At 67.7% G+C, this 22,819-nt stretch carries 21 protein-coding genes; 7 read left to right on the top strand and 14 right to left on the bottom strand.

All coding sequences use genetic code 11. From position 1 onward, the window contains the following. Position 1: 1 nt before the first annotated feature. The 6 genes from RMCN_RS29495 to RMCN_RS29470 are packed head-to-tail and all read right to left on the bottom strand — an operon-like array spanning position 2 to position 7,468. Entirely contained in the window at positions 2–1,141 is a 1,140-nt protein-coding gene (locus RMCN_RS29495; RefSeq protein ID WP_201029008.1) for an acyl-CoA dehydrogenase family protein, read from the bottom strand. 14 nt (positions 1,142–1,155) lie between these two features. Next, entirely contained in the window at positions 1,156–2,448 is a 1,293-nt protein-coding gene (locus tag RMCN_RS29490) for a CaiB/BaiF CoA transferase family protein (RefSeq protein ID WP_067396679.1), read from the bottom strand. Further along, on the bottom strand, positions 2,441–3,388 hold the full coding sequence (locus RMCN_RS29485; protein ID WP_067396677.1) for an SDR family NAD(P)-dependent oxidoreductase: 948 nt from the start codon (positions 3,386–3,388) through the stop codon (positions 2,441–2,443). Before RMCN_RS29485 ends, RMCN_RS29490 begins: the two co-directional genes overlap by 8 nt. A 2-nt stretch (positions 3,389–3,390) precedes the next feature. Next, positions 3,391–5,235, bottom strand: a complete 1,845-nt coding sequence (locus RMCN_RS29480) for a flavin-containing monooxygenase (RefSeq protein WP_064412195.1) — start codon at positions 5,233–5,235, stop codon at positions 3,391–3,393. A 3-nt stretch (positions 5,236–5,238) separates the two neighbouring features. After that, positions 5,239–6,612 carry an aromatic ring-hydroxylating oxygenase subunit alpha gene (locus tag RMCN_RS29475; protein WP_067396675.1) on the bottom strand — a complete coding sequence of 458 codons (1,374 nt, stop codon included), beginning with the start codon at positions 6,610–6,612 and terminating at the stop codon, positions 5,239–5,241. Between the two features lie 10 nt (positions 6,613–6,622). Then, a complete protein-coding gene (locus RMCN_RS29470; protein ID WP_067396674.1) occupies positions 6,623–7,468 on the bottom strand; it encodes an SDR family NAD(P)-dependent oxidoreductase in 846 nt (281 codons plus the stop codon). A 138-nt stretch (positions 7,469–7,606) separates the two neighbouring features. Between RMCN_RS29470 and RMCN_RS29465 the strand changes: the two genes are divergently transcribed. The 6 genes from RMCN_RS29465 (at position 7,607) to RMCN_RS29440 (ending at position 14,139) form a co-directional block, all read left to right on the top strand. Then, entirely contained in the window at positions 7,607–9,214 is a 1,608-nt protein-coding gene (locus RMCN_RS29465; protein ID WP_067396672.1) for a Vgb family protein, read from the top strand. Continuing rightward, positions 9,211–9,948 (top strand): GntR family transcriptional regulator, encoded by a 738-nt coding sequence (locus RMCN_RS29460; RefSeq protein ID WP_067396670.1) that lies wholly within the window; start codon positions 9,211–9,213, stop codon positions 9,946–9,948. Before RMCN_RS29465 ends, RMCN_RS29460 begins: the two co-directional genes overlap by 4 nt. A gap of 3 nt (positions 9,949–9,951) precedes the next feature. Then, complete coding sequence (locus RMCN_RS29455) at positions 9,952–11,496, top strand: AMP-binding protein (protein ID WP_067396668.1); 1,545 nt, start codon at positions 9,952–9,954, stop codon at positions 11,494–11,496. A gap of 21 nt (positions 11,497–11,517) precedes the next feature. After that, on the top strand, positions 11,518–12,297 hold the full coding sequence (locus tag RMCN_RS29450) for an SDR family NAD(P)-dependent oxidoreductase (protein ID WP_067396666.1): 780 nt from the start codon (positions 11,518–11,520) through the stop codon (positions 12,295–12,297). After that, on the top strand, positions 12,294–13,766 hold the full coding sequence (locus RMCN_RS29445; protein WP_067396804.1) for an acyl-CoA synthetase: 1,473 nt from the start codon (positions 12,294–12,296) through the stop codon (positions 13,764–13,766). Before RMCN_RS29450 ends, RMCN_RS29445 begins: the two co-directional genes overlap by 4 nt. Positions 13,767–13,851: 85 nt before the next feature. Continuing rightward, a complete protein-coding gene (locus RMCN_RS29440; RefSeq protein ID WP_131808625.1) occupies positions 13,852–14,139 on the top strand; it encodes a hypothetical protein in 288 nt (95 codons plus the stop codon). A gap of 18 nt (positions 14,140–14,157) precedes the next feature. Here RMCN_RS29440 and RMCN_RS29435 read toward each other — a convergent pair whose 3' ends face one another. From RMCN_RS29435 to RMCN_RS29410, 6 genes are all read right to left on the bottom strand, one after another. Further along, on the bottom strand, positions 14,158–14,607 hold the full coding sequence (locus tag RMCN_RS29435) for a type II toxin-antitoxin system Rv0910 family toxin (protein ID WP_064412203.1): 450 nt from the start codon (positions 14,605–14,607) through the stop codon (positions 14,158–14,160). 3 nt (positions 14,608–14,610) lie between these two features. Next, positions 14,611–14,874, bottom strand: a complete 264-nt coding sequence (locus RMCN_RS29430; RefSeq protein WP_067396662.1) for an antitoxin — start codon at positions 14,872–14,874, stop codon at positions 14,611–14,613. Positions 14,875–14,884: 10 nt separating this feature from the next. Further along, positions 14,885–17,308, bottom strand: coding sequence for a cation-translocating P-type ATPase (locus RMCN_RS29425; protein WP_067396660.1), 2,424 nt, complete (start codon positions 17,306–17,308; stop codon positions 14,885–14,887). After that, the gene (locus RMCN_RS29420; RefSeq protein ID WP_067396658.1) at positions 17,305–18,906 is read right to left on the bottom strand and encodes a serine hydrolase; all 1,602 of its coding nucleotides are present in this window, start codon (positions 18,904–18,906) and stop codon (positions 17,305–17,307) included. Before RMCN_RS29420 ends, RMCN_RS29425 begins: the two co-directional genes overlap by 4 nt. A gap of 85 nt (positions 18,907–18,991) precedes the next feature. Continuing rightward, entirely contained in the window at positions 18,992–20,110 is a 1,119-nt protein-coding gene (locus tag RMCN_RS29415) for an MBL fold metallo-hydrolase (RefSeq protein ID WP_067396656.1), read from the bottom strand. Continuing rightward, entirely contained in the window at positions 20,110–20,844 is a 735-nt protein-coding gene (locus RMCN_RS29410; RefSeq protein WP_067396654.1) for an enoyl-CoA hydratase, read from the bottom strand. The genes RMCN_RS29415 and RMCN_RS29410 overlap by 1 nt, the downstream gene beginning before the upstream one ends. 37 nt (positions 20,845–20,881) lie before the next feature. Here RMCN_RS29410 and RMCN_RS29405 point away from each other — a divergent pair, with 37 nt between their 5' ends. Further along, entirely contained in the window at positions 20,882–22,351 is a 1,470-nt protein-coding gene (locus tag RMCN_RS29405) for an acetyl-coenzyme A carboxylase carboxyl transferase subunits beta/alpha (RefSeq protein ID WP_067396652.1), read from the top strand. A gap of 1 nt (position 22,352) precedes the next feature. On the opposite strand, the gene RMCN_RS29400 is transcribed toward RMCN_RS29405, so the two are convergent. Then, positions 22,353–22,598, bottom strand: a complete 246-nt coding sequence (locus RMCN_RS29400; protein WP_064350695.1) for a hypothetical protein — start codon at positions 22,596–22,598, stop codon at positions 22,353–22,355. Further along, positions 22,595–22,810 carry a DUF3072 domain-containing protein gene (locus RMCN_RS29395; RefSeq protein ID WP_067396650.1) on the bottom strand — a complete coding sequence of 72 codons (216 nt, stop codon included), beginning with the start codon at positions 22,808–22,810 and terminating at the stop codon, positions 22,595–22,597. The genes RMCN_RS29400 and RMCN_RS29395 overlap by 4 nt, the downstream gene beginning before the upstream one ends. Positions 22,811–22,819: the final 9 nt, after the last annotated feature.

Genomic DNA, 22,819 nt, shown 5'->3' with positions numbered 1-22,819 from the left:
CTCATTTCGACGCCGCCAGCATGGCCCGCGACAGCAGGATGCGCTGCATTTCGATGCTGCCCGACGACACGGTGGAGGCCTGCGAGTACTTCCAGTGGTCCTCAACCTCGCCGAGGAACCAGGAGGCGCGGGGATCGTCGTGCGACACCTCTGCCGCGATGTCCATCAGGACTTCCGCGCTGTCCTGGTCGAGCTTGGTGACCGCGATCCGGTAGGCCGCGGCGTCACCGGGCTGAATGCGTCCGCTGCTCTGCAGCGACACCACGCGGTACGCCATTAGCCGAGCACGCCGACAGTGCGTCAGCATCCGCACCCACCGCCCCCGCAATTCGGCGGGCAGGTCGTCCCAGCGGTCGCCGAGCACGGTGGGCGCCGCGGCCAGCAGTCGTTCACAGCGTGCGTAGCGGGCGATGCCCACCCGCTCGAAGGCCATCACGTCCTGCACCACCGACCAGCCCGCATCGACCGTCCCGAGCACATCGGCCTCGGTGACCCGCAGGTCGTCGAAGAACACCTCGTTGAGGTGATGCGGGCCCATCATGCAGCGGATCGGGCGGACCTGGATCGCCGGATCATCCATCGGGACAAGGAAAATCGTGAGGCCCTGCTGCTTCTTCTCACCGCGCGACGTGCGGGCCAGCAGGAAGCACCACTGCGCCATCGTCGCGTAGGAGGTCCAGATCTTCTGCCCGCTCACCAGCCAGCCCTCACCGTCGCGTCGGGCCGTGGTGCGCAGCGATGCCAGATCGGAGCCGGCCTCGGGTTCAGAGAAGCCCTGACACCAGATGACCTCGCCGCGCGCGATCGGCGGCAGGTGTGTGCGCTGCTGCTCCTCGGTGCCGTGCCGCATGATGATCGGGCCGACCCAGTTGACGCCCATGTACTGGGCGCCGCGCGGTTCGTGGTGCGCCCACATCTCCTCGCGCACGACCGTCTGCTCCCACACCGACGCCCCACCACCGCCGAACTCCTTCGGCCACGACAGGCACAGCAGTTCGCGTTCGGCCAGCATGCGGCAGAACCGTTGTGCGATCTCCAAATCGGCGGGATCGTCGGTGAACGCACCCAGATAGTTCTCGGGCACCTGCTCTTTGACCAGTGCGCGCAGCTCATTGCGTAACTCCGCGGCCTTGGCGCCCATCGCGAAATCCACTCTCACCCCACCTCCGACGCGCCGAAACTGCGGTTTTTGACCAGATTCGGCCCGTTTCCGTCAGAAAGCGCAGTCTCGGCGGGAGGGGGCTCGGCCGGCTGAGGCGTGCCAGCGGGCTCGGGCGCGGACACCGACTCGGGCGCTGCCGCGGCCAGGCCCAGGTCACCGAGCTCTTGGAGAACACTGTCGGTGTCGGCGCCCAGCGTCGGTGCGGGGCCCGCGACCTTGCCGGGGGTGCGGGAGAACCACGTCGGCACCCCGGGGAAGCGCACCGGCCCGTCCGCGGTCTCGACGGTCTCGAAGAGTCCGACCGCGTTCAGGTGTTCGTTGTCGAACAGCGCGTCGGGGGTGTTCAGCGGCGCGGCGGGAATCTCGAGTTTCCCGAACAGATCCAGCCATTCGGCGGTGGTGCGTTCCGTCATGGTCTGGGCCAGCAGCCCGTACACGACATCGATGTTGTGCGCACGCTTCTCGAGGGTGGCGTAGCTGTCGTTGTTCCACGCGGGCTGCACAGCGTCAATGAACGCGTTCCAATGTTTGTCGTTGTAGATCAGAGCGGCGATGTACCCGTCGCTGGTCCGATACGGCCTGCGGTTCGGTGCGACCGTGCGCGGGTACACGGCGGGACCGAGCGGGGGGTCGAACATGGCGCCGTTGGCATGTTCGACCAGCATGAACGACGCCATCGTCTCGAACATGGCGACCTCGACCTCCTGGCCCTCCCCGGTGCGCTCGCGATGAAACAGCGCCATCATCGTCGCGTAGAGGGCGGTCAGCCCGCCGACCTTGTCGGCCATGATCGTGCCGACGAAATCGGCCTCTCCGGTCAATTGCTTTTGCACCGCGGGCAATCCGGCCTCGGCCTGGATGGTGTCGTCGTAGGCGGGGCGGTCGCGGTCGGGTCCGCGGCGGCCATAGCCGTAGCAGTTGGTGTAGACGATCGCGGGATTGATGGCCGCGACGTCGTCGTAGCCGAAGCCCAGCTTGGCGACCGCCTTGGCGCGCATGGAGTGGATGAACACGTCGGACCGTTCGATGAGCGCGCGCATCGCCGCCTTTCCGTGTTCGGTCTGCAGGTCGAGCACCACGCTGCGCTTACCACGGTTGACGTTGACGAACACCCCACTCATCCCCGGCGAGGGACCCACGGAGATGAAGCGGGTGTTATCCCCCTGCGGCGGTTCGATTTTGATGACGTCGGCGCCCATGTCCGCCATGATCTGGGTGCAGTACGGACCCATCACCATCGCGGTGAGGTCGACGACACGCACGCCGGTCAGCGGGCCGCTAGGCATGCACACCGCCCTTCTGCGCCATCGCGAAGCTGTACTTGATGTGATCGCCGTGCCCGTCGGGCACCACGGGAAACACCACCGGTTCGGACATGTCGCGGATCGCACCGATCTGCGCGCCGACGTCCTCGATCGACCACGACGGCCGGTAGACCCCAGGCGTCTCCACGACTGCGGCCCGAGCGATCCGGCCGGCCAGCGCGATCAGCGCTTCACCTGTGATCGAACATGATTCGTGCGCCAGCCACCCCACCGCGGGGGCGACCAACTCGGCGCCCATCGGTGGATACGCGGACGTGTCGATGCCCTCGGCCATCCGGGTCACGGCGGCGGGCACGATCACGTTGCTCTTGACGCTGTGTGCGGCGCCCTCCATCGCGGCCACGTTGGACAGCCCGACGACGCCGGCCTTGGCGACCGCGTAGTTGGCGACCTGGTGATTGCCGTACAGGCCGCCGATCGAGGACGTCAACACGATGCGCCCGTAGCCCGCGTCGCACATCGCCGGGAAGGCAGGGCGCACAACGTGGAACGCGCCGCGGAGGTGAACGTCGAGCACCGCTTCGAAGTCGTCATACGTCATCTCGGCGAGCGGAGCGCGGCGCACGATGCCGGCGTTGTGGATCAGGACGTCGATGCGCCCGTAGTGCTCCAGGGCCGATTCGACGATCGACCGTCCACCGGCCGGGGTGGCCACCGAGTCGGTGTTGGCCACGGCTTCCCCTCCGGCAGAGGTGATTTCGCGGACCACTTCTTCGGCGGGGCCCGGTCGATCGGATGGCGGGTGGACCGGATCGTATTCCTCACCGGCCAGGCTGCCGCCCGGATCGTTGACGACGACCTTGGCGCCCCGCTGGGCCAGCAGCAAGGCGTATGAGCGGCCCAGCCCCCTGCCGCCGCCGGTGACGACGGCCACTTGACCGTCGAAGCGCAGCTCATCCATCGCTACTTCTCGAGTACCAGGCCATCGAGATCGCCCTTGTCGCGCCACTCCTTCAGCAGGTCGCCGAACGCGTAGAAGCCCGGACCGTAGGGTTCGCCGAGGTGTGAGCGGATGCCCTCCCCGCCACCGCCACCCTCGTTGTTGTAGTAGCCCGGAGTGCAGGAGGCGTCGAAAGCCGAGTTGTCGACGGCGGTTTCGCGAATGGTCTGGCACCACTGCTCCTGGGCGTCGGGCGTCGGCTCGACGACGGTCGCGCCCCGCTTCAGCGCCTCGGCGATGATGTAGGCGATGTGCTCGCCCTGCAGTTCGTAGTTGGCCGCGATGTTGGCCGAGATGCCGACCTGGGTGAAGCCGGTGAAGAACTGGTTGGGGAAGCCGCGGCTTGTCATGCCGTGCAGGGTCTTGTAGCCGTCGTGCCAGTAGTCGTAGAGCGATACGCCGTCGCGTCCTTCGATCGCGTCGATCGAATAGCGCCTGCTGATCTCGGTGGTGATCTCGAAGCCGCTGGCGTAGATGATGCAGTCGACCTCGTACTCCTGACCGTTGGCGACGATGCCCTTCTCCGTGATCCGTTCCACACCTTTGGAATCGGACACGTCGACCAACGTGACGTTGGGCCGGTTGAAGGCGGGCAGATAGTCGTCGTTGGACAGTGGCCGCTTGCACAGGAAGCGGTAGTACGGCTTGAGCGCCTCGGCGGTGTCGGCGTCCTCGACGATCTCGGCGATCCGGCGGCGCAGCCGCTCCATGATCTTGTAGTCCTCTTCCTCGCGGATCGCCATGAACTGTTCGGGCGTCATCGACGCGGGATCCTCGAGCGAGAGCACCCGCGCCGCGGTGTTGCGACCGAGTTCGGTCCAGAAGTCGCACACCAGGTCCGGCTGCCCCAGAGCCATGCCCTCGAACGTCCACGAGTGGAAGTTGCGCTGGCGCTCCTTCTGCCATCCGGGCTGCAGGGTCTTGACCCATTCCGGATCGGTGGTCGTGTTGTTACGCACGTCGACCGTCGACGGGGTGCGCTGGAAGACATACAGGTGCTTGGCATCTCGGGCCAGGAAAGGCACCACCTGGATGCTGGTGGCGCCGGTGCCGATGATCGCGACACGCTTGTCGGCCAGCTTGTCCATACCGCCGGTGTAGTCGCCGCCGGTGTAGTCGTAATCCCACCGCGACGAGTGGAAGCTGTGCCCCTTGAAGTCCTTCATGCCCGGAATGCCGGGCAGCTTGGGCCGGTGGAACGGCCCCGACGCCAGCACCACGAACCGTGCGCGGATGTCGTCGCCGCGGTTGGTGGTCAGGCGCCACCGCTTGATCTCCTCGTCCCAGCGCATGTCCCGCACCTGGGTGGAGAAGATCGCCGAGTCGTAGAGGCCGAAGTGTTTGCCGATGCGCCGGCAGTGCTCGTAGATCTCGGGGCCGTCGGCGAACTTCTTGCTCGGGATGTAATCGAGCTCTTCCAGAAGCGGTATGTAGCAATAGGACTCGTTATCGCACTGGATGCCGGGATACCGATTCCAGTACCAGACGCCGCCGAAGTCGCCGCCCAGCTCGATGATGCGGACGTCCTCGACACCGGCCTTCTTCAGGTGCGCCGCCGACAGCAGCCCGCCGAAGCCGCCGCCGAGCACCGCGACGTCGATGTCCTCGACGATCGGGTCACGGGGTGCGACGGGCGTGTACGGGTCCACCTCGTAGTAGCCGGCGAAGTCGTCGGTCAACTCGACGTACTGCTTGGAACCCTCGGGCCGAAGCCGTTTCGCCCGCTCCTGGGCGTACTTCTCCCGAAGCGCGTCGATGTCGATGTCGTCGGGCGTCTCGGTGGGCCCGCAGGTGTCGAACATTGTCATAGCTCAGAGCTCTTTCGGTTCGCCGGTGCCCATGTACTTGGACAACTGGTAGTGGAGGTTCACGGTGCTGCGCTCGCGGTACGGGTTGGGTTTGGTGCCCGGGAAGCCCAGCGACTTCATGCCTTGCTGCACGGCGGCCATGTTCGAGAAGTCCTGGGGCAGCACCGACAGCCAGTTCGGGCTGTCCTTGGGCGTGTACTCCCAATGTGTCTGCGGCTCTTGGTCCTTCGGGAACAGCTCCAGGGTCGCCACTTCGAAGATGCACTTGTTGGGGTCGTAGCTCGGGTGGGGCCTGGCGCTGTAGCACAGCGCGGTCGTCAGGCCCTGGCCGATCTGGAAGTTCGGGAAGACCTGCCACGCCGTACCGGCCTGCCCGAGGATGTCGGGCGGAATGGTCGGCCAGACGACGCCGCGCGCCTCGTCGTCGCGGCGTGCCGAGGCCAGCCAGTGCTCGAGAACCTTGTCGGGAGGCGTGCCCTCGGGCAGTTCGTCGACGAGCCGCTTGGCCGCGTTCACCAGCGTCTCGGTGGTCGTCGCGTTGGTCTGCTCCCACGTGTACATCTGCATCTCCGCGGTGGAGACGCGGGGGTCGTCGCCGGTGCCGAGCCGGATCTTGGACTTGGTGGCCTCCATGTCCTTGGGCGCGTCGTACCCGATGTTGCTGTGCCTGCCCTGCGCTTTGGCCCACCCCTTGAACTCACCGAACTTGTTGAATTCCGGATGCGTGGTGAACACGTGGTAGGTCTCGTTGAACGCCTCCAGCGCGACCTTCCAGTTGCAGTCGAAATACAGCCATTTGCGCCACTTGTAGCGCATGTTCTCCAGCCCGAACGGGTCGAGGATCTTGGCGGCCGGGAACAGATAGTCGGCGAGGGGCTCGCAGTCGGGATCCATGTTGATGAACAGCCAGCCGCCCCAGGTGTCGACCCGGACCGGAACGAGGTGGGTGTTCTCCGGAGTGAGCGCGCCCTTCCAGTCGTCCTGTTCGCGGATATGAGTGCACGCCCCGTCGAGACCGTATGTCCAGCCGTGGAATCCGCAAACGAACGATTTGCGGGCACGGCCGACGGCGTTCTTCTCCCCGTCAGGAGTGTCGACGAGGCGCCGGCCGCGGTGCATGCACACGTTGTGGTGCGCCCGAAACTCGTTCGCCCCCGTGCGCACGACGATGATCGAGTCGTCGAGGACGTCGTAGGTCAGGTAACTGCCGACCTCGGGCAGTTCCTCGACGCGACCGACCTGCTGCCACACCTTGCGCCACAGCTTGTCCCGCTCCGCGCGCGCGTACTCCTCCGAGACGTACGCCTCGACGGGGATCGTCAACGGCTCCGAAAGCTCCTCCGGCACTTCTACTTCACGGTCCTGCGTATCGGTCATCTCAAACTCCTTAGAACCGACTGATCTCTGCGCGGAAGGTTTCGTCTTTCAAGAACAGCGACGTGTTGTCGGCACCCAGGTGCGTCCACTTCAGGTTGAGCCCACCGTCGACGAGAATCGTCTGCCCGGTGATGTAGCTCGACAGGTCCGAGAGCAGAAACAGGATGGCCCCCGCCTGTTCTTCGGGCCGACCCCGCCTGCCCATCGCGATCGCGCGCCGATCCCGGTCAGGGTCGACGTCGACGTAAGTGCGCGACGCGGCGGTCTCGGTCACCCCCGGCGCCACCGCGTTGACACGGATGTCGTCGTGCGCCAACTCCGCGGCCATGGTGCGCGTCATCGCGACCACCGCCGCCTTCGCCGTGCCGTAGGCGATGTGGAACGGCGCGGTGTTCATCCCGCTGATCGACGACACCGAGACGACCGAACCCTTCAGGCCACGGTCGCGCAGTTCTGCGCATACCGCCTGGCTCATGAAGAACGCGGTTTCGAGGTTCGCGGTGAACAACGCCCGCCAATCCTCGCGCGTCACCCGGGTCGACGGCATCCATGTCGACGGCGCCGCGCCGCCCGCGATGTTCACCAGTCCGTAGAGATCGCCCTCAGTGCGACGGACCCGCTCCATCACGGTGGCGATGCCCTCGTCGGTGGAGGCGTCGGCCGATACCGCAATGACCGGCAGGCCCTGATCGGCGAGCGGCCCGATGTGTTCGTCGAGGTTCTCTTTCGACCGGCTGACGGCCACCACCGTGGCACCGGCCTCGGCGGCCATCCGGGTCACGGTGGTGCCGATTCCGCCGCCGCCCGCACCCGAGACCACGACGATCCGGCCGTCCAGCCTCAAGAGGTCGTCCATGCTATTTGTCCGGACAACGAGTGTTGCTCTCCATGTTGCAGAACACTATTCCCCAGCGTGAATCGACCCGTCAAGGCCGGGGTGACTTCTTTCCGAGCCTATTGTCTGGACTAAGCGGGTTTGCTAACGTGCCAGGTCATGACACAACCGGCGACGGGGTCCCTGCAGCAGTCTCGCTATCCGGGCGGAAATCCGACCGCCGCGCCCGGATGGCGAGTCGAGCGGATCACCGCGCCGAGCCGGCTGTTCGGTGCGAACGGTCTGCGCACCGGTCCGGACGGGCGCGTCTACGTCGCCCAGGTGACGGGTAGCCAGATCAGCGCGCTGGATCTGGGCACCGGGAAGCTCGAGACCATCAGCGCCAAGGGCGGCGACATCGTCGCCCCCGACGACGTCGCCTTCGACGGTGACGGCAACCTGTTCGCGACCGAGGTGATGGACGGACGGGTCAGCGTGCGTGACGCCGCGGGTCGCACGCGGGTGCTGCGCGACGACCTACCGTGCGCGAACGGCATCACCGTGCATCAGGATCGCTTGTTCGTCAACGAGTGCCGCGACGGTGGGCGGCTGATGGAACTGGACCGCGGCACGGGCGCCGAGCGGATTCTGTTGGAGAACCTGCCCTCACCGAACGCCATGGAGGTGGGTCCGGACGGCCTGCTCTATTACCCGTTGATGACGGCCAACGAGATCTGGCGCATCGACCCCAATGGCGGTGAGCCGCAACGGGTGGCCGCCGACCTCGGCGTCCCCGATGCGGTGAAGTTCGATTCGCAGGGCTATCTGGTCTCCACACAGGTGGCCAGTGGCCAGGTGCTGCGCATCGACCCCCGCAACGGGGAGAAAACCGTTCTGGCCCAGCTGAACCCGGGGATCGACAACCTGACGTTCGTCGGAGACCGGCTGTTCGTCTCGAACTTCACCGGGGAGATCACCGAGATCGTCGGTGAGGGTCAGACCCGCACATTGCTCGGCGGCGGGTTGAACTGGCCGCTGGATCTCGCCTTCGGTGAGGACGGTCGGCTCTACGTCGCCGACGGCACCTACTTCTACATCGTCGGCGATGACGGCTCGCTGCAGACTGTCGGGATGCTGTTCTCCCCCGGCTACCCGGGCTTCCTCCGCGGGGTGGCACCTGTTGCGGGCGGCGCGTTCGTGGTGTCCACCTCCGGTGGCCAGATCGGTCGGTACCGCCCCGCCGATGGCTTGACCGACTATCTCGCTGACGGTTTCGACCAGCTCTACGGGGTCGCGGTCGGCCCGAATGAGCGGATCGTGTTCACCGAGCTCGGCACCGGACGCGTGCACGCGCTGGGGTCGGGCGGTCCCGAGGTGCTGGCGACGGATCTGCGGGATCCGGTCGGGGTGGCCTTCGACGCCGACGGTCGCCCGCTGGTCGCCGAATCCGGGGCGGGACGGGTGGTCGCCGTCGGCGGCGCGACGGAAACGGTGGTCGACGGTCTGCAGCGGCCGCAGGGCATCGCGGTCGCCGACGGGGTGCTCTACATCGTCGACGCCGGCGCCAAGGAGGTCGTCGCGGTGAACCTGGCCACCGACGCGCGCACCACGATCGCGTCGGACCTGCCGGTGGGTCCGCCGCCGGGTGTGCAGCCCAAGCCGCTCAAGGGCATGCCGCCGTTCTCCGGACCGCAGGGACCGTTCGCGGGTATCGCCGTCGGCCCCGACGGCACACTGTATGTGTCGGCCGACGGCGAGGGCAGCGTGCTCGCGCTGCGGCGCACATGACCGTCAGCCCCACCGACCATCGCTACCTGCAGGTGGCGCGGACCCTGCGCAAGGAGATCGTCGACGGGATCTATCCCGTCGGCTCGCAGCTTCCCACCGAACAACAACTGTGCGAACGCTTCGCGGTCAGCCGCTACACCGTCCGCGAGGCGTTGCGGCGGCTGCGGGAGGACAACCTGATCGCGTCGCGGCCACGCGCCGGGACCCTCGTGGTTCCCCGACCCGCCTCCAATTCCTATGCCCAGGACGTGGTTTCGATCGACGACCTGCTGGCGTTCGCGGCGGGAGCCCAGCTCACGATCGAGTCCAACGCGATGGTCACCGTCGACGACGACCTGGCCGACCACACCGGGTTGAAGACCGGTACGCAGTGGCTGGCGGTCCGCGGGTGCCGGCAGGCCGTGGGCAGCGACACCCCGGTCTGCACCACCGAGTACTACATCAATCGGGCCTTCGCCGCGGTCGGCCGTCTGCTGCAACGCCATTCGGGACCCATCTTTCCGCTGATCGAGGACCTGTTCGGGGTCAGCATCGTCGAGGTGCATCAGGAGATGGCGGCCATCACCGTCTCGCCCGAGCTCGCCAACGCGCTCAAGGTCGATGCCGGCAGCGCCGCCCTGGAGATGCGCCGCGCGTACACGACCTCCGACGGCGAGGTCGCGCAGGTGACCATCAACACCCATCCCTCGTCGCGGTACCGGCACTCGATGACGATGCGCCGGATCAAGGGTTAGGCCGTGCGGGTCGACGAGAAGCGCAGCGCCGACGCCTACCGGCGCGGGCTGTGGGTGCACGACACGCTGGCCGACGCACTGCGCGACTCGGCCGCCTCGACGCCCGAGCGAACCGTGTTGGTGGACGGCGACATCCGACTCCCCTGCCGCGAACTGCACGACCGGGCAGTGGCACTGGCACACGCGTTGATGTCGCGGATGCCCGCCGGCAGCGTGGTGTCGTTCATGCTGCCGAACTGGCACGAGGCCGCCGTCGTCTACCACGGGGCGACGCTGGCCGGCATGGTGGTCAACCCGATCCTGCCGTCGCTGCGCGATCGCGAACTGGCGTTCATTCTCCGCGACGCCGACGTCCGTGCGGTCTTCGTGCCGTCCGACTTCAACAAACACGACTATGTCGCAATGCTCGACCGCGTGACCGGCGCGATGCCCGCCCCGCCCGAAGTCGTCGTCGTACGGGGGGACGCGGGCGATCACACACCGTTCGAATCACTCCTGGGCGGCGGGGGCACGGGCGTGCTGCCGGTGTTGAACGCGGACACGGTGCGCATGATCCTCTACACGTCGGGGACCACCGGCCGGCCGAAAGGCGTGCTGCACACGCACAACTCGGTCCACGCGCTGATCCGTCAGATCGGCCGGCATTGGCGCGTGGCGCCCGGAGACACGTTCCTGGTGCCGTCCCCGATCGCGCACATCGGCGGGTCGATCTACGCGTTCGAATGCCCCCTGCTGCTGGACAGTACGGCCGTGCTGATGCAACGGTGGGATCCCGACGCCGCGGTGGCGTTGATGCTCGACGAGCGGGTCACGCACATGGCGGGGGCCACGCCGTTCCTCGACGGATTGCTCGGTGCGGCCGAGCGGGCCGGGACGCGGCTACCCGAACTGAAGGTCTTCATCTGCGGGGGCGCGTCGGTGCCGCCGTCGCTGATCCGAAGTGCTACCGCATATTTCGACAACGCGGCGGTGTCGCGCGTCTACGGTTCGACCGAGGTTCCGGTGACCACAGTCGGCTCGTTGGACGACGCCGACCACGCCGCCGACACCGACGGCAGACCGGGGATCGCCGACATCAAACTCGTCGACGGCGAGATCCGCGCCCGCGGGCCGCAGATGCTCGTCGGCTACCTGCACCCAGAAGACGAGACCACCGCCTTCGACGACGAAGGCTACTTCCGCACCGGCGACCTCGGCCGGTGGGTCGACGACGGCTTCCTCGTCGTCACCGGTCGCGCCAAGGACATCATCATCCGCAACGGGGAGAACATCTCGCCCAAGGAGATCGAGGACATCCTGATCGGACACCCGGGCATAGCGGAGATCGCGATCGTCGGTGTGCCGGATGAGCGCACCGGTGAGCGCGCGTGCGCCGTCGTGGTGGCCGGTGACCAGCCGCCGCCGGATGTCACGGCCATGCGGACGATGCTCGAGGAGCACGGGGTCGCGCGGTTCAAGGCACCCGAGCAGGTGGCGGTGTGGGAGTCGTTGCCCAAGAACGACGCCGGAAAAGTGTTGAAGCATCGGATACGAGCGGCGCTGATATGACCGCGGACGCGAGGAGCAAGAATGGTTCAGGTAGCGATCGTGACCGGGGCGAGCAGCGGCATCGGCTTCGGTTGTGCGACCAAACTGGCCGAGGCGGGCATGGCGGTGCTGGGCACCGGCCGCGACGAGACGAGGCTCGCCGGGTTGACGAAGGCCGTCGGTGACCCCGACCGCGTCGCGACGGTTGCGGTCGACCTCACCGCCGACGACGCTCCGCAGCGGATCGTGCAGACCGCGCTCGACCGTTGGGGTCGGATCGACTTCCTGGTCAACAACGCCGGCGTCGGCAGCCCCAAGCCGTTGCACGAGACCGACGACGAATCCCTGGACTACTTCCTGGGATTGATGCTGCGGGCCCCGTTCCGGCTGGCCCGCGACGTGATCACTCACATGGAGGCCGGCTCGGGGATCGTCAACGTGACGTCGACCTTCGCCGTCGTCGGCGGCCTGCGCGGTGGCGCGTACTCCGCGGCCAAGGGCGGGTTGACCTCGCTGACTCAGCACATCGCATGCCAGTACGGCCCGCAGGGAATCCGCTGTAACGCAGTGGCTCCCGGGGTGACGCTGACGCCGATGGTGGCGACGCGACTCGAAGATGAGCGGTTCCGCAAGATCAACACCGAGATGACCCCGTACCCGCGGTTGGGCGAGGTGAACGACATCGCCAGCACGGTGGCCTTCCTGTGTTCGGAGGGTGCGAGTTTCATCAACGGGCAGACAATCGTCGTCGACGGGGGTTGGAGTTCGACGAAGTACCTGTCGGACTTCGCGCTCAACGCCGAATGGGTGGCCCGGCAGTGAATCTGTTCGCGCTGCTCGATCAGGCCGCGAGCCGCTTCGGCGACCGTGGTGCGGTGTATCACGGTGAGCGGCAACACCAAACGTGGGCGCAGTTGCGGGAGCGAGCCCTGCGGCTGGCCGCCTCGCTCGGTACGCCCGGCACCCGGATCGCGGTCGCCAGCGAGAATTGTCCGGAGATCATCGAGCTGATGTTCGGGGTGTGGGCCACCGAATGTGTGTATGTGCCCATCAACTACAAGCTGCACCCGCGCGAGATGGTGCAGATCCTCGAGGATTCCGGTGCCGCGCACGTGTTCGCCTCGCCGAAGATCGCGTCAGCGCTCGAATCGGAGACGGGGGTCCCGATAACGGTCGTGGGCACCGACGGCTACGAAACCTGTTTCAGCGCAGAACCTTCGGAACCGCCGACCACCGATCCAGAGGCTTTGGCCTGGCTGTTCTACACCAGCGGAACGACCGGCAAGTCCAAGGGCGCGATGCTGTCACACCGCAACCTGATGGCGATGACGGTGTCGCACCTGGCCGACTTCGACTCTCCCGACGAGAACTGCGCCCTGGTGCACGGCGCGCCGATGTCGCACGGTTCGGGGCTCTACATTCCGCCGTACGTGCTGCGCGCGGCGCGCCAGGTGATCCCCGAGTCGGGGGCGTTCGAGCCGAGCGAGTTCCTCGACCTGTGCGAGCGTCATCCCGGGTGCAGCGCGTTCCTCGCGCCCACCATGGTGCAACGCCTGGTGCAGACCGGTCGCGCCCGTCCGCCCAACCTGCGGACCATCGTCTACGGCGGCGGCCCGATGTACGTCGAGAGCCTGAAGAAGGCGATGGCCGCGTTCGGTCCGGTCTTCGTGCAGCTGTACGGCCAGGGAGAAGCGCCGATGACCATCACCGGGTTGCGCCGAGCCGATCACGTCGGCGCCGACGACGCCGTTCTCGGATCCGTCGGCTATGCGCGCTCCGGGGTGGACGTGGCGGTGCGCAGGGCCGACGGAACACCCGCCGATGTCGGCGAGATCGGCGAGATCGTCTGCCGCGGCGACGTCGTGATGTCGGGCTACTGGCAGAACCCCGAGGCCACCGCCGCGACGCTGCAGGATGGCTGGTTACGCACCGGCGACATGGGCTCGTTCGACGACCGCGGCCTGCTCACGCTGCGCGACCGGTCGAAGGACGTCGTGATCAGCGGCGGCAGCAACATCTATCCCCGCGAGGTCGAGGAAGTGCTCCTCGAACATCCAGGTGTCGTCGAGGCCGGCGTGGTCGGCGCGCCGGACGAGGAGTGGGGCGAGGTGGTGGTCGCGTTCATCGTCGGGTCGGCGTCGGCCGACGAGTTGGATGCGCACCTGCTCGACCGCATCGCCCGGTTCAAGCGCCCGAAACGCTACGAGTTCATCGACGAACTGCCCAAGAACAGCTACGGCAAGGTGCTCAAGCGGGAGCTGCGCGACCGGGTGCGGTCAGCGCCGCGGTAGCACCCGTGTCCGTCATCACAGATGATCTTGGTTTGGAGCCGATTCCGTCGGGGTATCAAGCGGGCTGCTCTACCGAAGGATGACGATGACCGACCACATGCCGACCGCCGACGGGTCTTGCGCCGCCGACGGGTTGGCCACGCTGGCGCTGCTTCTGCATGCGATGGCGTTGTTGGCCTCGACTGCCTGCCTTGCCGCGTTCCTCATCGGGCATTCGACCGTCGCGCTGACGGCCGGAGTTCTCGCGGTGCTGCACCTCGTCGGCGCCAGAGCCACCGTCTTCCTCGACAGCAGCCTCGAGAAGCGCCGCCTCGGCCGAGAGGCATCGGCCCGGCCGTTCGGCGAGTACGCCCTGGCCGCCGGCTCGCTCTGACGCGAAGAACCGACCCGCCTACTGGGCCGGCGCGAACACCGACTTGAACCGGTTCAGCGACTCCTGGATATCGCTTCTGAGGGCTCCGGCGACCACCATGCCGATGGGACCGAACAGCGCGGGACCGCCGAGATGCACGTCGAACGTGACCGTGGATCCGGTGGGCTCCTTCTGGGCCGGTCGCACCTTGCCGATCAGCTTGACCTTCACGCCGCCCTTACCGTCGCCGTTGAGCGTCATCGCCTCCGGCGGACGGTAGTGCACGATGGTCCACTTGATCCGGTTCGGCATGCCCTTGACTTCGACGATCGACTCCAGCGTCGTGCCCTTCTCGAGCGTTTCGGGCAGCTTGGTGCGCCACACCCGGTGGATGCTCAGCCACTCCTTGTAGCGGGCGAGGTCGGATGCGCACGACCAGGCCTGCTCCGGCGGCAGGGGGACGTCGACGGATACGGAGAGTTTGGCCATGGCTCAGGGCTGCGGTGGCTGCTGCTGCGGTGGCGCCTGGGGCGGTTGCTGCTGCGGCGGAGCCTGGGGCGGTTGCTGCGGTGCGCCCTGCGCGGACGGGTTGTCCTTGTTCACGTAGTTGCGCGCCGCGTCCTGGACCTTGTCGACGTGCTGAGCGTATTTGCCCTGCGTCTTGCGGTCGACGATGTCACCGGCCTTGTCGATCGCGGTGTCCACCTTGTCGGCGTTGCGGGCCAGCAGATTCTTCACCTTGTCGAGAAATGCCATGCACTAGAGGCTACTCGGCACGCCACAGCCGACGTCGCTCTCCCAGCACCGCGCCCTGCACCCACCAGATCACCTCGATCGCGGCGGCGGCGACCACGCCGATTCCCAGCGCGATCGACGTCGTCTTGGCGTTGGAGATGTCGAGCATGAACAGCTCCTGCGCCAGCGGTATGGAGAAGATCAGGACGTAGGCCAGCCCGGAGACGACGACCAATGCGACCCGCCACCACTCGTACGGCCGCGCCACGACCGCGAGAACCCAGATCGCCCCGACCAGCAGGGTGATCAGCGCCGCGGTCGACGCCTGGGTCTGCTCGACGGCCGTGGCTTCGCGACCCTGGTACGCGGCCAGATACGAGACGAACGTCGCGACACCGATGACCAGGCCCGACGGCAGGGCCGCCGTCATCACGCGCTTCACGAATCCGGGGTGCGCGCGCTCCTTGTTCGGCGCCAGCGACAGGATGAACGCCGGGATGCCGATCGTGAACCACGCCGCGATCGTGACGTGGATCGGCTGGAACGGGAACAGCAGCGGGTCGGTGCCGAAGAATTTCGACGCCAGGCCGGCCAGGCCGACGAACGTCGCCAGCAGCACCGAGTACACGGTCTTGGTCAAGAACAGGTTCGAGACGCGTTCGATGTTGCCGATCACCCGCCGTCCCTCACCGACGACATACGGCAGCGTCGCGAACTTGTTGTCCAGCAACACGATCTGGGCCACGGCGCGCGATGCCGAGCTGCCCGACCCCATCGCGACACCGATGTCGGCGTCCTTGAGCGCGAGTACGTCGTTGACCCCGTCACCGGTCATGGCGACCGTGTGCCCGCGGGACTGCAGGGCGTGTACCATCGCCCGCTTCTGGTCGGGGCGGACCCGGCCGAAGGTGGTGTGCGACTCCAGCGCATCGGCCAGCTGGTCGGTGACCTCCGGCAGGTTCCTGGCATCCATGCACTCGCCGTGCAGGCCCAGCGAGCCCGCGACCGCCCCCACGGACACCGCGTTGTCACCGGAGATGACCTTGATCGAGACCTTCTGGGAGGCAAAGTAATCGAGGGTGTCGCGCGCGTCGGGCCGCACGCGCTGTTCGAGGACGACCAGCGCGGCGGGGGTCACGGTCCCGGGAGCGTCGGGGTGGTCGACGGGCAGGTCGCTGGCCCCCAACAGCAGCACCCGCAGCCCGGAGGAGCCGATCCGTTCGGCCTGTTCGGCGATCGGGGAGCCCGGTGCGCACAGCACGTCGGGGGCGCCGATCACCCAGTTGCCGTGCTCGCCGTAGGACGCGCCGCTCCACTTGGTGGCGGACTTGAACGGCGCGGTGGCCGTCGCCGTCCAGCCGGGGGGCATCTTGTACGCCTCGGCGATGGCCTGCATGCTCGCGTTCGGGCGGGCGTCGTCGGCGGCGAGCTGCGCCAGGATGTTTCCGACGTTCCCCAGCTCGCACGTGGGCCCAGCCTCGTCGAGCCGCTCGAGATCCGAGACGCGCATACCGTTCTCGGTCAGTGTGCCGGTCTTGTCGGCGCAGACGACGTCGACGCGGGCCAGGCCTTCGATCGCGGGCAGCTCGTTGACCAGACACTGTCTGCGGCCCAGCCGGATCACGCCGACCGCGAACGCGATCGACGTCATCAGGACCAGGCCTTCGGGCACCATCGGCACCAGCGCACCCACCATCGCCAACACTGAGCGCTTCCAACCGGATTCGGTGGTGAACAGCTGGGTGTAGATGGTCAGCAACCCGGCGGGGATCAACAGGTACGTGATGAACTGCAGGATCTTGTTGATGCCGCTGCGCAGTTCGGAGTTCACCAGGGTGAACTTGCTGGCTTCCTCTGCAAGCTTGGCCGCGTACGCTTCCCGGCCGACCTTGGTGGCGCGGTAGGCTCCGCTGCCCGCAACGACGAAGCTGCCCGACATGACTTGGTCGCCAACGTCTTTCGCGATCGGATCGGCTTCCCCGGTGAGCAGTGACTCGTCGACCTCGAGGTTGGTGTCCTCGACCACCTCACCGTCGACCACGATCTGATCGCCGGGCCCGAGTTCGATGATGTCGTCGAGGACGATCTCGCTGGGACTGAGCTGCTGGGTAGCGGAGCCCGCACCGGTCTGCCTGCGCACCAACGGTTTTGTCTGACCGACGATCGCGAGCTTGTCCAGCGTCCGCTTGGCGCGCAGTTCCTGGATGATGCCGATGCCGCTGTTGGCGATGATCAGCAATCCGAAGGCGCCGTTGATGATCGAGCCGGTGGACAGCACGATGATCAGCAGCACGCCGAGGATGGCGTTGATGCGGGTGAACACGTTGGACCGCACGATGTCGGATACGCTGCGCGCCGCCCGCGTCGGGACGTCGTTGGTCTTGCCGTCGGCGATGCGTTGGGCGACCTCGGCTTCGGTCAGCCCGGCGGCCTGGATTTCGGGTGCGGCGGTCACTTGACGAACGTGCCCTTCTTGAACGTGTCGTAGTACTCCAGTATGAGCTTGTCACGGTCGACCCCATCGAACACCGCGGTGGAAACCGTTCCCGGCGGCGCGTTCTCGGTGACGAAGGAGAACGTGAAGGTGTTGCCGTCCCAGTGCTCGAGCGGCACGTCGAGCTTCGAGCCGAGCGCCAGCCGCAGCTCGCCGTTGCGTTCGATGACCCGGGCGGGCCCCCAGTAGTCGTTGCGGTAGGTGCCGACGTACGACGCGAGCGGCGCAGCGGGTACCGGGTTGGCCGGCGGCTGCTTGCCGACCAGGGACCCGACCGGCTTCTCCATATCGGCGAACGCCCCGCTGTAGAGGCCGTACCAGTCCTCGCGCACCTCGCCGAACTGCACCAGGTCGGCGAACTGCGCGGCCAGCGATTCGGGCACACCCGAAGGGGTGGCGTTGGTGAGCGCGACGATCGCGACGTCGGCCGACGGCAGGATCAGGAAGGTCGTGCCGGCGCCGAGCTCGAAGGCGCCCGAATGGCTCAGCTCCATGCGCGCCGCCGAGGTCGAGCTGACGTTGAAGCCGAAGCCGTAGAAGCCCGACCTGGCCGCGGGTTCGGTGGCCGGGCTCGACACGATCTGCGGGGTGAGCGCGGGCAGCAGGGCCTTCGGGGCGACGATCTGTCTGCCGTCATGGCTGCCGTTGGCGAGCACCATGGCCAGCCATCGGGTCATGTCATTGACCGACGAACTCGCACCGCCCGCCGGGGCTTCCGGGTCGGCGTCACGGACGAACGCCGGTTCGTAGCGCTCGTCCATGTGGATGTGGCCGACCGCGCGGTTGGGTCGGGCCCGATAGTCGGTGAACCGGTAGCTGGTCTGCCCCATGCCGAGCGGACGGAACAACACCTCGTCGGCCAACACCTCCCACGGCTTGCCCGCACCGACCGCGACCGCCTCGGCGCCCGCCGTATACCCGAAGTTGGTGTAGGCGTAGGAGATCCGGAACGGGTCCAGCGGAAGCTGGCGCAACCGTTCCAACACCTGCCTACGGTCGTAGCCAAGATCTTCGAGCATGTCGCCGGCGTGGTCGGGCAGCCCGGACCGGTGCGACATCATGTCCCCGACCGTCACCATCGAGGTGACCACCGGATTGGACAACGCGAACCACGGCAGCTCGGACACGATCGGGGTGTCCCAGCTGACGGCGCCCACACCGACCTGGTGGGCAACCACGGTCGCCGCCAGCGACTTCGACACCGACGCGAGCTGGAACACCGTGTCGGGGTCGACCCGGTTCTCGTCCCCGTCGGGCTTGGTGGCGTCCTTGACGCCGAACCCTTTGGCGTACACGGTCTTTCCGCCGTGCACGACGGCGACAGCCATACCCGGGATTCCCGACTTGCGCATCAGGTCCTCGGCCATGCCGTCGAGTTCGGCCACCGCGTTGTCGACCGCGTTCTCCGGTAGGGGCATCGCGGGCACCAGTGGGGGCGGGACGTCGGCCTGCGCGCCCTGCGCGCCCGACGGGGACGGCGGGGCGGGTTCGGGGCGGTCGGCGCCGCAGCCCGCAACGAGCAGCAACCCGACGACAGCCACCCTGGCCAGTGCTTTCATGAGCTGAACGGTAACCCGACGAGCGCACTGTTGGGGTACTCGAACCGCGAGTGCGTCGGCAAAAAGTGTGCGCTGGAAGGCGGGGCTAGAACCGCCACCACGGGTCGAGCGGCGGTGTCGCGTCCAACCGGACCCGCTGCCCCGGTTTGGGCACCGCTATCTGCACCTTCTCCGCGTCGGCCGCCCGCAGCAGCCGCTCGACCGGTTCAGCCCACGGGTGTGGCGCGAGCCGGAAGGTGGCCCAGTGGATCGGAACCAGCAGCCCGCGGTCGGCGTCGGCGACGTCCAGGTGCGCCTTGACCGCCTCTTCGGGGTTCATGTGGATGTCCGGCCACGCCGGGTGGTAGGCGCCGACGGGCAGCAGCGTCATGTCGAACGGCCCGTGGTCCATGCCGATCTGGGCGAAGCTCTTGGTGTATCCGGTGTCGCCGCCGAAGAAGGCGCGGTGCCGGGGGCCGATGATCACCCAGGATGCCCACAGCGTGGTGTTGCGGGTGAACTGGCGACCGGAGAAGTGCCGCGCCGGGGTGCACACCAGGGTGAGCTCGCCGATGGTGTGGCTCTCGTTCCAGTCGAGTTCGACGATCCGGCTCTCCGGTATCCCCCATTTGCGCAGGTGCGCCCCGATGCCGAGCGGAACGACGAACGGTGCCCGCTGGGTGCGGACAAGTCCGGTGATCGTGTCCATGTCGAGATGGTCGTAGTGGTCGTGGCTGACGATGATCGCGTCGACGGCGGCCAGCGCCTCGAGCGGAGCGGGCACCTCGTGCATCCGCTCGGGACCGACCGTCTGAGACGGTGAGCACCGGCGGCTCCACACGGGGTCGGCCAGCACGCGGTAGCCGTCGAGTTCGACCAGCGCCGAGGAATGTCCGAACCAGCACGCCGACACGTGCGTCGAGTCGAGCTCGGTCGGTGACGGGGTGACGACGGGAATCTTGCCGTCCGGTTTGGCGACGCCGCGCGATCCGATCAGCTCGCGCACCAGCAGTCGCTGCTGTTCGGCGTCGATGCTCATCATCGACGCCGGTTCGAGGTTGACGAACACACCGTCGCGGTAATTCGGGGAGTGCCGTGCGACGCGTTCGATCTCGGTGGGCGAAGCGCCCAGCGCCGCGGGTGCGCCCTGCAATGCGCGTACCAGCCATCCGCCGGCCAGCAGTGAGGCCGTGCCGAAGCCGAGGCGCAGCGCCGACCGGATCATCAGGCCCCCTTGAACCTCGGGGGTCGCTTCTCAATGCGAGCAACCTGAGCCTCGATGATGTCCTGGCTCGCCCACGCCCGGTCGAACAGATCCTTGTGCGCGGGCCAGGGATCCTCGTACGCGCCGTCGTCGTTGAGCACCCGCTTGGCGTGCTGCAGGGCCAGCGGCGCGTAGCCCGCGATCTCCTGCGCCCAGGCCTGCGCTTCCTCAAGCGTGCCGATGCGGTTGGCCATCCCGGTCTGCAGCGCGACGTCGGCGGTGAGCCGCTCGGCGGCCAGCAGCATGCCCCGGGCCCGGCCCGCCCCGACCAGCGAGGTCAGCCGTCGGATGCTCCAGTTGTCCAGGGCTATGCCGTATTTCGCGACCGGGAACTGGAAGTACGCCTCGGGGGCGACGACGCGCAGGTCGCAGATCATCGACAGGATGACCCCGGCGCCGATCGCGGGTCCGTTGATGGCGCCGATGACGGGGACGGGCGCGGCGTCGATCGCCAGGTTGAGCGCGCGGGCCTTGTCGGGCAGTTCGTCGGCGACCCCCTGGCCGCCCGAGAGGTCGGCGCCGGAGCTGAAGACGTGGCCCTGCCCGGTCAGCACGATCGCGCGGACGTCCTCGGCGGTGGCCTTCTCGATCGCTTCGCGAAGCCCGTCGACGAGTTCGGCGTTGAGCGCGTTGCGGCGCTCGGGGCGCTGCATCTCCAGGGTCATCACGTGGCCGTCGCGGGTCACACCAATCATGGGAGCGAGCCTATATAAAGCGCTCTAGCCTGTTGCTGTGAGCCGGATCGGTGCCCTCGCGGTGCGGGATGCCGTGCTCGACGCCGGGTCGTTCCGCAGTTGGGACGGCCCTCCGCTCGATGTCGGGGCCGACGGCGACTACCGGCGGGCGTTGGCCGCCGCGGCCGCCAAGACCGGTCTGGACGAGTCGGTGGTGACCGGCGAAGGGACCGTGTTCGGCCGCCGCGTCGCGCTGGTGCTGTGCGAGTTCGACTTCCTGGCCGGCTCGATCGGGGTGGCGGCGGCCGAGCGGATCACCGCGGCGGTACAACGCGCGACGGCAGAACGGCTGCCGCTGCTGGCCTCACCCAGTTCGGGCGGCACGCGGATGCAGGAGGGCACCGTCGCGTTCCTGCAGATGGTCAAGATCGCCGCCGCCGTCGAGCTGCACAAGCGCGCGCATCTGCCGTACCTGGTGTACCTGCGGCATCCCACAACCGGCGGGGTGTTCGCGTCGTGGGGATCGCTGGGGCATGTGACCGGCGCCGAGCCCGGTGCGCTGATCGGCTTCCTCGGCCCGCGGGTGTACGAACACCTCTACGGCGAGCCGTTCCCCGAAGGCATCCAGACCGCCGAGAACCTGCACCGCCACGGCGTCATCGACGGCGTGGTGCCGCTCGATGCGTTGCGCGCGACGCTGAACCGGACGCTGACCGTCGTCGCCGATCCGCCGGGCTCGCCGCCGTCTGGGCCCGAACTCGGGCCGCTGCCCGACGTGCCGGCGTGGGAGTCGGTGGAGGCCTCGCGGCGGCCGGACCGCCCGGGCGTGGGATATCTGTTGCGGCACGGGACGACCGAGCGGGTGCTGTTGTCGGGCACCGGGCAGGGCGAGGCGGCGACGACGCTGTTGGCGCTGGCCCGGTTCGGCGGGCAGCCCGCGGTGGTGCTCGGACAACAACGCGTGGTCGGCGGAATGGTCGGGCCTGCGGCGCTGCGTGAGGCGCGGCGGGGTATGGCGTTGGCCGAAGGTCTGCAGCTGCCGCTGGTGCTCGTGATCGACACGGCGGGCCCGGCGTTGACCGTCGAGGCCGAGCAGGGTGGGCTGGCCGGCGAGATCGCGCGCTGCCTGGCCGAACTGGTCACCCTGGACACTCCGACGGTGTCGGTGCTGTTGGGTCAGGGCAGCGGCGGGCCGGCGCTGGCGATGGTGCCCGCCGACCGGGTGTTGGCGGCGCTGCACGGCTGGCTGGCGCCGCTTCCGCCGGAGGGAGCCAGCGCGATCGTGTTCCGCGATCTCGACCACGCCCCGGAACTGGCGGCGGCGCAGGGTATTCGGTCTGCGGACCTGTTGCGCAACGGCATCGTCGACGTGGTCGTGCCCGAAAACCCCGATGCCGCCGACGAACCGCTGCAGTTCACGCAGCGGTTGTCGGCCGTCGTCGCCAACGAACTGCACGGGCTGCGCGCCGTTCCGGGCGAGCAACGGTTGCAGGCACGGCTGGCGCGCTACCGGGGAATCGGCCTGTGAGTCAACCACCCAACTCGGAGACCGCGGTATCGAGTTGTGCTGCCTGCTCTTCGATTTCGCGGTCGGACGGCGAGTCGCCGAGGCGCTGCACTAGGTCGTCGCGGGCCACCACCTCGAGGGCGCCGCGGTAGTCGGCCGATGCGAGCCGGCCCGCGCCGATCACCTCGACCCGGCCCTCGATGACGACCAGTACGGCATTCTTCTCTTCGGACTTCAGCAGAGCGCGTACATCCTGGGCCGAGATCATGATTGGTTCCGTCCTGTCTGTTGTTGCAGCCGGTCGATCATCTCGGAGGCCTGAGCCTTGGTCAGATTCTCTGGGACCTGCTCCCCTGCCTCCTGCGCCAGCGTCGTCAAGTAGCTGCGCTGCGGACCGGTCATCGGCTCGTCACCGGTGACCCAGTCCGAGCGGTCCTTCTGCGGGTTCTCCTGCGGCGCGCGGCCGGCGTCCTCACTCATGGCCCTAGC

This window comes from Mycolicibacterium novocastrense, from assembly GCF_001570485.1.
Classification (GTDB): domain Bacteria; phylum Actinomycetota; class Actinomycetes; order Mycobacteriales; family Mycobacteriaceae; genus Mycobacterium; species Mycobacterium novocastrense.
This window is presented reverse-complemented; position numbering and strand designations above follow the sequence as displayed.